The organism is Nocardia sp. NPDC059154 (assembly GCF_042755705.1).
Taxonomy (GTDB): domain Bacteria; phylum Actinomycetota; class Actinomycetes; order Mycobacteriales; family Mycobacteriaceae; genus Nocardia.
Window position 1 is genome coordinate 119,147 of record NZ_JBHZCS010000011.1, and the last position, 11,970, is coordinate 131,116.

Annotated in this window: 11 protein-coding genes and 1 pseudogene; 7 read left to right on the top strand and 5 right to left on the bottom strand. The window is 66.1% G+C overall.

The genetic code is table 11. From position 1 onward, the window contains the following. Positions 1–91 precede the first annotated feature (91 nt). From ACFXN1_RS12765 to ACFXN1_RS12780, 4 genes are all read left to right on the top strand, one after another. Positions 92–1,585, top strand: coding sequence for a DUF1214 domain-containing protein (locus tag ACFXN1_RS12765; RefSeq protein ID WP_379437560.1), 1,494 nt, complete (start codon positions 92–94; stop codon positions 1,583–1,585). Between the two features lie 39 nt (positions 1,586–1,624). Further along, positions 1,625–3,136 (top strand): DUF1254 domain-containing protein, encoded by a 1,512-nt coding sequence (locus ACFXN1_RS12770; RefSeq protein ID WP_379437562.1) that lies wholly within the window; start codon positions 1,625–1,627, stop codon positions 3,134–3,136. A gap of 303 nt (positions 3,137–3,439) precedes the next feature. Then, entirely contained in the window at positions 3,440–4,135 is a 696-nt protein-coding gene (locus tag ACFXN1_RS12775; protein WP_379401788.1) for a hypothetical protein, read from the top strand. A 175-nt stretch (positions 4,136–4,310) separates the two neighbouring features. Continuing rightward, entirely contained in the window at positions 4,311–4,565 is a 255-nt protein-coding gene (locus ACFXN1_RS12780) for a hypothetical protein (protein ID WP_379437564.1), read from the top strand. A gap of 111 nt (positions 4,566–4,676) precedes the next feature. Here the strand turns inward: ACFXN1_RS12780 and ACFXN1_RS12785 are convergent, their stop codons facing one another. Further along, positions 4,677–5,693 (bottom strand): LacI family DNA-binding transcriptional regulator, encoded by a 1,017-nt coding sequence (locus tag ACFXN1_RS12785; RefSeq protein WP_379437566.1) that lies wholly within the window; start codon positions 5,691–5,693, stop codon positions 4,677–4,679. 157 nt (positions 5,694–5,850) lie between these two features. Between ACFXN1_RS12785 and ACFXN1_RS12790 the strand changes: the two genes are divergently transcribed. Both ACFXN1_RS12790 and ACFXN1_RS12795 read left to right on the top strand, forming a co-directional pair. After that, a complete protein-coding gene (locus ACFXN1_RS12790) occupies positions 5,851–7,836 on the top strand; it encodes a sulfatase-like hydrolase/transferase (RefSeq protein ID WP_379437568.1) in 1,986 nt (661 codons plus the stop codon). After that, positions 7,772–8,071, top strand: a pseudogene (locus tag ACFXN1_RS12795) (CoA transferase); the annotation flags it as partial. The gene ACFXN1_RS12790 and the pseudogene ACFXN1_RS12795, both read left to right, overlap by 65 nt. A 535-nt stretch (positions 8,072–8,606) precedes the next feature. Here ACFXN1_RS12795 and ACFXN1_RS12800 read toward each other — a convergent pair. From ACFXN1_RS12800 to ACFXN1_RS12815, 4 genes are all read right to left on the bottom strand, one after another. Then, on the bottom strand, positions 8,607–9,854 hold the full coding sequence (locus tag ACFXN1_RS12800; RefSeq protein WP_379437570.1) for an MFS transporter: 1,248 nt from the start codon (positions 9,852–9,854) through the stop codon (positions 8,607–8,609). Positions 9,855–10,219: 365 nt separating this feature from the next. After that, positions 10,220–11,050, bottom strand: a complete 831-nt coding sequence (locus ACFXN1_RS12805; RefSeq protein ID WP_379437572.1) for an SDR family NAD(P)-dependent oxidoreductase — start codon at positions 11,048–11,050, stop codon at positions 10,220–10,222. Between the two features lie 55 nt (positions 11,051–11,105). Continuing rightward, positions 11,106–11,246, bottom strand: a complete 141-nt coding sequence (locus ACFXN1_RS12810) for a hypothetical protein (protein ID WP_379437573.1) — start codon at positions 11,244–11,246, stop codon at positions 11,106–11,108. A gap of 88 nt (positions 11,247–11,334) precedes the next feature. After that, positions 11,335–11,763 (bottom strand): hypothetical protein, encoded by a 429-nt coding sequence (locus tag ACFXN1_RS12815; RefSeq protein ID WP_379463571.1) that lies wholly within the window; start codon positions 11,761–11,763, stop codon positions 11,335–11,337. An 86-nt stretch (positions 11,764–11,849) separates the two neighbouring features. Here ACFXN1_RS12815 and ACFXN1_RS12820 point away from each other — a divergent pair, with 86 nt between their 5' ends. After that, on the top strand, positions 11,850–11,963 hold the full coding sequence (locus ACFXN1_RS12820; protein WP_379463575.1) for a LuxR C-terminal-related transcriptional regulator: 114 nt from the start codon (positions 11,850–11,852) through the stop codon (positions 11,961–11,963). The last annotated feature ends 7 nt before the right edge of the window (positions 11,964–11,970 follow it).

Genomic DNA, 11,970 nt, shown 5'->3' on the forward strand with positions numbered 1-11,970 from the left:
AATACTAGACACACGATGATGAATATTTGTCATCCTGCCACACGGTCCACACCGAGGTGCGCGCGGCGGGTGACGACAAGGGAGTCGAACCATGAATCGCAGGGCACTATTGGCCTCGGCACTGGCCACGGGCGGACTCGCCACCGCCGTCGCGTGCACGAGAACCGAAGCACCGCAACGCCGGTCGAACGATCCCGGCGATCCGGTCTTCGAGCTCGAATCCACCGGCTACCCCAGCGCGGACACCGCGGCGGCGCTCTACGACGAAATGGACTATCAGCGTGCCGTACAGGGCTACATCTGGGCGCAGCCGCTGGTCGGCCTGGCCGCCATGGCCGAGGGTGCGCGACGACTGGGCATCGCGCCGCTGGAGCTGTTCATCTTCAACCAGCTCGAGCAGGTCAACCAGAAACTGCAGACCGGCAATGACGATGTCGTCTACTCCTTCGCCTACTTCGACCTCACCGCGACCGGCCCGCTGGTGATCGACATTCCGGGCGGCGGCCAGTACGGCGTACTGCTGGACGCCTGGCAGCGGCCGATCGAAGACGTGGGCGGCACCGGCCCAGATGCCGGGCGCGGCGGCCGCTACCTGGTGGTGCCGCCCGGGTACACCGGACCATTGCCCGAGACGGGATTCTTTGTCCGCCAATCGAAGACGAACACCGGCATGCTCTTCCTGCGCGCGGTCCGCAACCGCGGCGACAGTGTCGCCGACGCCGCGGCCCGGCTACAGCGGGCGAACCTCTTCGCCTACTCCGCCGTGACGAACCCGCCCGCCCCGCGGTTCCGGCTGATGAATTTCGACGACTACGACGGACTGACCCCACGCGGACTGGACTACTTCACCCTCATGGGGAAAGCCCTCGCGGTCGAGTATCCCGAAGAGCGCGACCGGATCATGCTCGGCATGCTCGCCCCGCTGGGTCTCGGCATCGGGCACACATTCCAGCCCGACGATCGCGTGAAGTCGATCCTGACCCGGGCCTCGGATACGGGTCGGAAAATGGTCGCCACGCTGGAAGCCGATCCACGGGTGGCGCGCCCGAGCATCTATCCGAAAACACATTGGTGCAGTCCGACCGGTCTGGTGTCCCATACCCAGGAGCGCGGTTCGATCACCGAGGTGGACGAGCGTGCGGCGCTGTTCCGGTTCGGCTTCGCCATGCAGAAATTCCTCGACCCGGACGCCAAACCTCCCATCGGCTCCGGCGCGGCCTACCTGACCAGCTTCCGCGACTCATCGGGCAATTTCCTCGACGGCTCGAAACACTATGTGCTCCGGGTGCCGCCGAAGGCCCCGATGCTGGCGTACTGGTCGGCCTCCGCCTATGACGCCGACGACTTCCATTTCGTCGTCACCGACACCCGCCGACCGTCGATTTCGTCGCTGAAGAACCCGACGGTCAACCCCGATGGCACGATCGATGCCCATTTCGGCCCGAGTCTGCCTGCCGGAACCAGCGAATCGAACTGGATCAAGACCGTTCCCGGGCGCGGTTTCCTCGTACTTTTCCGGCTTTACGCACCTACCGCGGACTACTACACCGGGAGCTGGCCGCTGCCCGATATCGCCGCCGCCTGACTCCCCGAATCCGCGAACAATACGAAGGACTGGTGGCTCTTGAAGACGACCCGACGACAATTACTGCGGGCCCGCACCGCGGCCGCCGCCGCGGTGACACTCATTCCGATGATCGCCGCGTGCGGCTCCCCCACCGCCGGCACCGGACAGATCGATAGTTCCCTGTCCGGCACCGAGATCTCGAATTTGACCGAGCAGGCTTTCGACTGGGGTCTCAATATCGCGGGATTCTACGAACTGCGCCACCTGTACACCCAGCAGGACAGTCCAGCCTTCCACGGACTCAACCACTTGCAACCGCAGCTGGAACTGTTCAATGCCAAGACCAGTCGCGTCGCTACCACGGTCAACGCCTCGACGCTGTACTCGGGCGGCATGTTCGACCTGTCGAATGATCCGGTCGTCATCGAAACACCGGCGGTGACCGACGGCCGGTACTGGAGTGTGCAGGCCGGTGACCAATACGCCGACTGGTTCTTCAAAGCCGGTTCCCAATTCACCGGCAATGCGCCACAACGGTATCTGATCATCGGCCCGAACTGGCACGACAAACTACCGGCCGGTTTCACCGGAACCCAGATCGTGCGTGCGCCCTCCGACTCCTTCGTGCTGTCGGCTCGCATCGCGGTCACCTCCCGCACCGACGCCGATATGGCCGCCGCACGAGCGGTCGTCCTCGGCATCGGCGCGGTTCCGCTCAGCCAGTGGACCACTGCGGGCGGCCATGTTCCCCCGCTCGATCAGCAGCCGAAGATCAAGGGCGACTATCGCGACTTTCCGCGTATGGATCAGATCACCGACATCGCCGAGTCGATGACCGCGCTCGACTATCTGCAGTTGCTGAGCTTGTCGCTCAACGACCCCACCCTGACCCGAAAGACCGACTCGGTCAAGGAAACTCGGACCCTGACCGATCTGGCCCGGCTGGGCCTGAAGCCGGGCACGATCTTCGACCCGACCAAGGTCGACTCGGCTCAGCGGGCCAAGATCGAAGAAGGCTTCACCCACGCCCGTACGAACGCGCGAAATGCCTTCACCGCCACACAGATCGACATGAACGGCTGGCGACTGCAATCGGATCTGTTCTCCGACCCCCTCGACTACCCGGCCAAAGCCGGTGCCGACGACGTCGCCTGGGGCACGCCTGTGCCGTACCAATCCCACACCATCGCCTACTTGTTCAAGGACAGTGAGGGGCGCGACCTCGACGGCAGCCACCGGTACACGCTCACCTTCGATATCGGCAATCTGCCGCCCACCACGGAATTCTGGGAGCTGCCGATGTACGACTCGGCGGGCTATTTCATCGACAACCCGATCAACCGGTACAGCGTGACCAGCGGCCAATTCGCCGCCGGTGCATACGCGGTCGCCGACGGCAAACTGACTTTCTACCTGCAACCCGACCCGCCCGCCGACCCGGACCAACGGCGCAACTGGCTACCGACGCCACCCAAGGACCGCTTCCAACTCGCCGCGCGCTTCTACGGCCCCACCTCGGGACTCTTGGACGGCACCTACCCCATGGCCAAAGCCACTCGAACAGATTGACAACGATCCTCCGCTAGCGCGGCGCCAACCACCGGCGATTGCCTTAAGGCAATCGACTTAAGGCGTTTGCCTTAAGAATCCGGAGGCATTCTCGCCACAAGCTGCACCGACCTTGATATAGACAGCGAAACACCAGTCGGCCGAGGCCGAATTCGTCCTACTCACCGGGACTCTAGTGACCGAGAACACGGGCGATTGTGACATGTTCCACATATCAATTTCTGGTGCATCACCGGTGATCGATCGCCGAGCAAATCCGGCTTCCCGCAACACCCGTGACGCTGAATTCGAGGAGAAATACCGATGAGGATCACCACCCTGGTCACCGCCGCCGCCCTGGCGACCGCGACGCTCACCGCCGCCACGGCGACCGCCTCCGCCGAACCGCAGGCCCCGTCGGCGACCGCTGCGGCGACACCCGAGACCGGCGTGAACTACGACGTCACCGCCACCGACACCGCCGCGACGATCTCCACGGACGCGGGCAGTCTGGTCACCGAGAACGGCAGGTTCGAGATCAAGGCCGCCAATGGCCAAGTGCTGGCGGGCATTCCGCTCAGCTTCAGCATCGATGGTGTCGACTACCCGATCGAGGCGGCCATCGACGGCCACACCGCCACCCTCACCCCCGTCGCCATGCCCTACCAGGACGAGGCGCCCTGGCGCACCCGCTACGAGCGCGAGCAGGCCGCCTTCCAGCGCGCCTCCCTGCAGATCACCACGTCCGCCGCGGGCGGCGCGGCGGTGGGCACCGCCATCGGCGGGGTGATCGGATGTGTCGGCGGGGCGGTGGTCGGCGGTGTCGTCACCGGCATCCTCGCCGCGCTCTTCGGCGCGGGCCCGCTGGCCGGATGCCTGGCGGGCATCGCCATCGGCGCGGGCATCGGCGCTTTCGCCGGAGCGCTACTGGTCACCGCGCCGGTCGCGGTCGCCTCCCTGATCCAGTACTTCACCACCGTCAACGAGCCCTTCACCCCGGCGACGCCCGCCGCCAAGTAGCCGACGCGACCCCGGCCGCGCCCATCCGGCGCGGCCACCATGTTCGCCGAGCGCGGCATCGACCCGATTCGTATTGTCCACGCCGGCAACACGACTCGATCGAACTTCCGATGCATACATCGCTGCCGCTGTTCGGGCTGGCCTATGCGATCGCCGGTGCGGTGCCGGCCTCGCGTTGGCAGCCTTGTCGACGGTCATCGTCGAGTCCAGTGCCGCGGACCGATCCGCCGGCACCGTCGCTGTCTACAACAACGTGTACACAATCGGCGGCAGCGTCGCCAGCGCCGGATTCGCTGCGCTACTCGGAGCCCTGATCCTTCCGCACACCGCGTTGCCCAGCGTGACGGCCTACCTCACGGTCTGGGGACTGTGCGCCGCCGGTGCCGTCATCGCCGCGGGACTCACCCTGACAGCACCCACCGACGCCTGAGTTCGATCACTCTCCGGAACCCTCCGCTGACACCGAACTCCACCCCATCGACAGAACGAGGACCACACAGGTGCACAGCAACGACCGCGACCCGGTCGATGCCGTTGCGGGTCAAGCGGATTCGCGCACGATGAGTTCGGGCTGCAGCAGCTGCCGGGGAGGTGCCTGGCCGTCCGAGTCCAGCGCCGCGTGGATGGTGGCCGCGAGGAGCGCGGGAAGGCGGTTGGCGGGAACGACAGTGGTGGTCAGACGGGGTCGCAGGACCGCGCCCATGGGGAAATTGCCCGAGCCGACGACCGCGACGTCTCGCGGTACGGCCAATCCGGCCTCGCGCAGGACTTCGATGAGCAGCAAGGCATGCTCGTCGTTGTAGGCGTAGATGCCATCGGGGCGGGTGCCCGGTTCGACGAGCCACCGCTCCACCACCGGCGTGAGACTCTGCTCGGTCAGCTCGCAGTCCACCCGCTCGACGGGTATGCCACCCTGCCCGGCCAGCTCGGACACGGCCTCGAACCGGGGCACGCTCAACACGGCCAGCGGACCGGTGGGCACCAGGCACGCCAGTCGCGTGCAACCCCGCCGGATCAGATATTCGGCGGCCGTGTGGGCGACCGCCGCGGGATTCAACGGAATCTGGATCGCAGTGGTCGCGCCGGGTTGGGTACCCAACAGCACCACCACGTCCACCCCGGCGCGGCGCAGGAATTCGACGCTCTCGGTGGGGCATTGCAACGGGTGGGCGATCACCGCAGCGGGACGGAGTTCGGCCCAGGCCCGCGCCGCCTCCAACCCCGGCCGCTGTCGGCCGCCGTGGACGAGCAGGCACAGATCTCGTTCGGCCAGTTCGCGGGCGAGGTGTTCGAGGAACGCGTCACTGGCGGGGCTGGCCGGGAGTTCGAGCATCGGGATCAGCACAGTGTTGCCGCGTCCGGCCCGCAGGGTGCGGGCGGTGGCATTGGGCGCGTAGCCCAGCTCGCTCGCCGCCGCGAGCACGCGATCGCGGGTCTGCTCACTGATCCGCGCGTCGGCGCGGCCGTTGAGCACATAGGACACCGTGGCTCGCGATACCCCCGCCCGTCGCGCGACATCGGCGCTGTTCGGCTTGTCGATCGGTGTCTCCGAGGTCACGGTCCTCCCTTTCCCCCCGAGTAGGGGGTGGACGCTCCAGCGCCCATGACAATAGCAGCTTACTCGTGTAACCTCTGCGGCTGATTACACGTGTAACTAAGTAGCTGACCGGCCGACAGTATTGCTCGCCGACAGATCGAGAGGGGCCGTTGCGGCCATGACTGCACCCATTCGACACACCGACGCCGTGCTCACACGCCGCACACTCCTGGGTAGCGCGGCAGCAATCGCGGCCGCCGCGCTCGTGCCCGCGCTCGCCCGAGCCGAGGATGGACCGCGGCCGAACATCCTATGCCTGGTGAGCGAGGACTGCGGCGCGCAGCACCTCGGGTGCTACGGCGGCGTCGCCCACACCCCGACGCTGGATCAGCTTGCCGCGGAAGGAATTCGGTGGCGCAACTGCTTCTCCGCGGCCCCTGTCTGCGCGCCGTCCCGGTTCGCGATGATCTCCGGAGTCGCACCGGAGAGCTGCGCCCCCGCCAACCACATGCGTGCCGCCGGAGCCCTGCCGCCGTTTCTCGATCACGCCGGATGGCCGCGACTGTTGCGGCAGGCGGGCTACTACTGCACCAATAACGCCAAGGAGGACTACAACACCGCCGACCTCGATGTCGGCTCGACTTGGAACGAGTCCTCGGCACGGGCGCACTGGCGCAATCGCCCGGCGGACGCGCCCTTCTTCGCGATCTTCAACCCGATGACCACGCATGAGATTTCGGTGTTCCTCAACGCGCCAGGGCTCGACCAACTGGACAGCAAGGTGTCCACGCCGTATCTACAGGAACTTCAATCCGTCCACTCCGCCCTCCCGACGCCGATCGTCGGCGGGCCCACCACGCCCGACCAGGTGCGCATCCCGCCGTACTATCCCGACACCCCGACCACCCGTTCGGACGCCGCACTGTACATGAACCAGATCAACCAGATGGACCAGGAAATGGCTTCTCGGTTGCGGGAATTGGACGAGGCAGGACTCGCCGACGACACCATCGTGCTCTATTACAGCGATCACGCCGGTGTACTGCCTCGCTCGAAACGCTTCTGCTACGACAGCGGCCTGCATATCCCGCTGATCGCCCGTTTCGGCCGCAATCTCGCCCATCTCGCCCCCGCCCCGCCGGGCACCGTGCTCGACGAGCCCGTCTGCAGCGGAACCGCGTTGCCGCCAACGATTCTCGACCTGGCCGGAGTCGGCGCACCCGCGTGGATGGGTGGTACCCCCTTCGCCGGTTCGCGCAGGTCCACGGCGGCCTACGCGTTCGGCATGCGCAATCGCATGGATGAGCGCTACGACATGGTCCGCACCGTGCGGGACGAACGTTTCCGCTATATCCGCAACTATCTACCCCATCTGCCCAACGGCCTGCACGTCCAGTTCATGTGGTTCCAGGCCGGATATCGCGAATGGGATCAACTCCACCATGACGGCCGCCTCGACGAGGTCACCGACCGGTTCTGGCAGCCACGCCCCGCCGAGGAGCTCTACGACACCCTCGCCGACCCCGACGAAATCCACAATCTCGCAACAGATCCCGCCTACGCGACCGATCTGCGACGGATGAGCGCGGCCCTGGACGAGCACATGCTGGCGGTGGTCGACGACGGTTTCATCCCCGAAAGCGAAGCCGCCGAAGGCTACACCACGAGCCGGGAACCTAGCGTCTACCCGCTGCGCGAAGTCATGGCGCTGGCAGCCACCGCCATCCGCCGCGACCCCGCCGCCATCCCCGAACTGGTGCGAAATCTGGCTTCGGGCAACGAGATCGTGCGCTACTGGGCGGCGACCGGCTGCTGCATGCTCGACACCGACGGGGCACCGGCCACCGACGACCTGCGCCGGACATTCGACACCGAACCGTCACCGCATGTGAAAGTCGCACTCGCGGAAGCCCTCGCTCGGACAGTCGGCGACCCGCGGGCCGTGGCCTACCTCGGCGACACTCTGGTCGGTCACCCCGACGGCTGGATCCGGCTGCAGGCCGCCAACGCACTCGACCACCTGGGCGAGGGCGCCCGCGCGGCACGCCCCCAACTCGTCACCGCGTCCAACGCGCCCGGCAAGTCCGACGCGGACGGCCATGTCCGTACCGCCGCCGCCCACACCGTGCGCGCATTGGACAACACCGCCGTCGGCATTCCCTGACAGTCGGCATCGGCGGCAGCCTTCGGACCGGATCCAGAACCAGCGGCAACTCTATGCGCTCGTGGCCGAGTGGGCCGCCGGCCGGTCGGCGGACGAAGCAGCGAAACTGTTGAGCGACAACGACATCCCCGCCGCACCACTCATGTCGATCGCCGACATAGCCGCCGACCCGCACTACCGCGACCGCGGCACCATCATCGATGTCGACGATCCCGATCACGGCCGCATCAGCATGGCCGCGCCCCTGCCACGCATGAGCGGCACCCCTGGCAGCATCCGCAGCCTCGGCCCCGCATGGGATCCAGCACCGACGACATCCTGGCAGAGCTGCTGGGCCTGGACACCGACACCCGGTCCGCGCTGCGCGCCGAAGGGATCATCTGAACATCCGACGCGTCCCGCAGACCAATGGACCCAAAGCGACGGTCTTGCGCGCCACGAACCCCGATATAGATTGAGGGCGGTCCCGAAACCTTCTGGTCAGGACCGCCCTCGTTTGTAGCGGGGACAGGATTTGAACTGCGACCTCTGGGTTATGAGCCAACGGAAAACAGTCCAGGACGTGGCATCGCGTATCGGTGCGTCCGGTCCGTGCAGGTCAGCGGAATATCAATCGTCCACGGTGTCCGCCCGATCCCACCCTGACCGATGGGTCCCGCCCTGTCGTGATGCCACATTTGATGCCAATCCCCGGCGATAACCAACGATAGGGAACTGGTCGCATCCCGCACTCCAATTGAATACACCTCCATATAGGGGCAAATAGGTTCTCAGAGGGCGCTCGCACCCACCTGGCGCGTACCTCGCATCGCGAGGACACCGATGACGCTGATCAAGCCGCCCGTCGTCAGGTACAGCGCGACGGGCCAGGAGTCTCCGCCGGACCAGTGCACGAGTGCGGTTCCGACCAACGGAACCAGGCCACCGCCGAGAACCGCCCCGATTTGGTAGCCCAGCGACAGGCCGCTATACCGCACGCGAACATCGAACGCCTCGGCGAACGCCGCCGCCAGCGGGCCCAGCATGGCCCCGGTACCCATCTGCGCGACGCAGATCGCAAGGGTGAGGAGCAGGGGTTGCCCGGTATCCAGCAGCCAGAACAGCGGGAACGCCACCAGAGTGTTGAAAACCGCGCCACCCAGCATGATTCGCAATGCACCGTAGCGGTCGCTCCAATGCCCGAACAGCAGCGCGGAGGGCAGCAGGAGGATCTGCGCGAGCAACGTCGCGTGCTGCAGTACCGGCTGCGCGATGTGCAGGGTGTTCAGCCCGTAGGACAGCACGAAGGTGATGAGAGTGAACGTCATCATCGTCAGCCCGGTATTCACGGCAGCCACGATCGCGATCCTCGGCCACGCCGATTGCCACACCTGCAGCCACGGTCGGCGCACCAGATCATATTTGTCCCTGTGGATTTCAAATTCCGGTGTCTCCGGCAGTCTCGTGCGCACCAGCAGCGTCACCACGGTCGGCACCGCGCTGAGCAGGAACGGCAAACGCCAGCCCCAGGTGATGAAGTCGGTGCCCGCCACCGTATGCGCCAGCAGGGAGACGAGGCTGGCCAGGACCGAACCAGCGACCAGCGCGGTGATGGTCCAGCTGCCGTACCAGCCACGACGACCGGGGGGCGCATGCTCGACGGCAAGCAGGATCCCGCCACCGACCTCGCCGCCGACGAAAAAGCCCTGCACAACCCGCAACAGCACCAGCATCAACGGTGCCAGCGCACCAACCGCGGCATACGTCGGAAGCACACCGATCGCGACCGTGGCAAGCCCACCGATACCCACCGACAGCAACAGTACGGGCTTGCGGCCCAACCGATCACCGAGGTTTCCCAATGCTGCCGCCCCGAACACCCGCGCGACGAAACCCGCACCGAAGGTCGCGAACGACAGCAGCACGCCGACCCACGGCGCGGCCGCCGGGAAGAACAGCTTCCCGAACACACTGGCCGCCGCGAGCCCGTAGCTCAGAAAGTCGTACAGCTCGATCACACCGCCGAGCGCACCGGCCAACGCGGCCCTCCGTCCGTCCGGCGAAATCGCAACCCGCCCTGTGTCCGTGTAAGTCCGATACATTTCGATCTCCTGTTGCACTATTTCGTCGAACTCGGCACGACTCCACCGAGCTCCCTATGGGTGAGACCCGCGTCTTCCCGTCGTCGGTCAGATTGCTTCCACGCCAAGGCCCGGTTTCCTCCTCGGCATCGACATCGGTTCTGTAGCAGCGGAACCGGACCCGCGTGGTATCGCAGGTTTGCTGGTTGAAGTCTGGATCGACCAAAGTGCCCGCGGCATAGGTCAACTGACGCTGACCGCGACTCGATCAATGCGACCAGCGATTCGATCTACCCCTTCGACCAGCCCGTTACGGCTGCCCTTCAGCCGGTGAAGCCGCCGCCGCAGATGAGGGTCTGCCCGCTGACATAGTTGGATTCGGGGGTGCAGAGCAAGTAGACGGCGCCGGCCGCTTCGCTCGGGGTGCCCCCGCGACCGAGCGGGATCACCTGCTCCATGGCGGACCACCACTTCGGGTCCGCGCCGACTTCGATCTTGCGGCCCTCGATGTCGATGGTGCCGTCACCGTCGGCCGCGGCTTCAGTGAGGCGGGTTTTGATGAGGCCGAATGCCACGGTGTTGACGGTGACGTTGTAGCGGCCCCACTCCCTGGCGATGGTCTTGGTCAGGCCGGTGATGCCCGCCTTGGCCGCGGAGTAATTGACCTGTCCCACATTGCCTGCAGTGCCGACCACCGAGGAGATGTTCACGACCTTGCGGCACGGGATCGGCTCCCCCACTTCCCTGGCCTGCTTCGCCTGCGCGGCGATCACCGGCTGAGCGGCGCGCAGAATCCGGAACGGCGCCTTGAGGTGCACCTCGAGGATGGCGTCCCACTGCTCGTCGGTCATCCGCTGGATCACCGAATCCCAGGTGTAGCCGGCGTTGTTGACGATGATGTCGAGCCCGCCGAAGGAGTCGAGGGCGGTGTGGACGAAGCGTTCGGCGAAGCCCTCCTCGGTGACGCTGCCCGCACATTCGACGGCCTTACCGCCCGCGGCCTCGATCGCGGCGACGGTGTCCTCGGCAGGTCCGGCGTCGAGATCATTGACCACGACGGATGCGCCTTCGGAAGCGAGTTTCAGGGCGATCTCACGGCCGATGCCGCGGCCGGATCCGGAAACGATGGCGACCTTGCCGTCAAGTGTTCCCATGGTGCGCAATACCTTTCAGAGTGCTCGGTATGAATGAACGAGAGCAGTGGGCTCGCTAGCCGATGAAATCCCGTACGGTGGGTCCCCGCCCGTGCAGCACCGCGAGCTCGGCCCAGATCCACAGCGCCACCGGGCCCGTGAAAACCTTTGCCGCACTGTCCTGCTCACTCCATCGGAACGCGCGAAACGGGGACATATCGATTACTCCTTGGGCGAGAAACCGAATTCCCGGACCGCGTGGTCGAAGCGCTCGGGTTCCGCCTGAATCGGGTTCGGTGCGGACATCACGCCGCTCGCAGCGGGCCGGCGAACGACTTGCGCAGCGAGGACGGGCCGACCAGGGGCAGGAGCGCCGCCAGCAGCTTGCCCTTGACCGCCTGCGGAGTCCTGGTCAGCTCGACATCGACTCGGCTGCAGTCGGATTCGGGTGTGATTCGGAAGGTCCAGCCGCCGCCTGCGCCGAAGAGTTTGGAGTCCAGGGTGGTGACGGTGACGGTGTCACCGCCGGGGGTCCATTCGTAGCGGGCGCGTTCCCAGGCGGCGGCGGTGCCTTCGGTGACCTCCGCCCAGTTCTCGCCGCGGTCGTGGACGACGAAATGCTCGGCGTCGATGCTCGGCCATACCTCGGGCCGGGTGGGCCCGAAGTCGGTGAGCACCCGCAAGACCTCGGCGGGACGGAGGGTGGACGAGAGATGAAAACGTACCGTAGTCATGGAAATAACTTCGCCGCGGCGGGCATGCCGCCGAATCAGTCAGTTGACGCTGGGGTGACGTAATCCTGTTTCGGTAGCGCTCGTACCTGTCGCACCGGACCGTCAGCACCCACCTGCACCGCATCTTCCCGAAGCTCGGCATCAGTTCGCGCGGTGACCTCGCGGCGCTGCTGCCACCGGAGGATGAGATGCCGCGATAGGCCGCAC

What these genes read in the sequence shown, in the direction of transcription:
- ACFXN1_RS12775 (WP_379401788.1), top strand. Translation starts at nt 3,440, where the DNA reads ATGAGGATCACCACCCTGGTCACCGCCGCCGCCCTGGCGACCGCGACG.
- ACFXN1_RS12815 (WP_379463571.1), bottom strand. Translation starts at nt 11,763, where the DNA reads ATGACTACGGTACGTTTTCATCTCTCGTCCACCCTCCGTCCCGCCGAG.
- ACFXN1_RS12765 (WP_379437560.1), top strand. Translation starts at nt 92, where the DNA reads ATGAATCGCAGGGCACTATTGGCCTCGGCACTGGCCACGGGCGGACTC.
- ACFXN1_RS12805 (WP_379437572.1), bottom strand. Translation starts at nt 11,050, where the DNA reads ATGGGAACACTTGACGGCAAGGTCGCCATCGTTTCCGGATCCGGCCGC.
- ACFXN1_RS12810 (WP_379437573.1), bottom strand. Translation starts at nt 11,246, where the DNA reads ATGTCCCCGTTTCGCGCGTTCCGATGGAGTGAGCAGGACAGTGCGGCA.
- ACFXN1_RS12790 (WP_379437568.1), top strand. Translation starts at nt 5,851, where the DNA reads ATGACTGCACCCATTCGACACACCGACGCCGTGCTCACACGCCGCACA.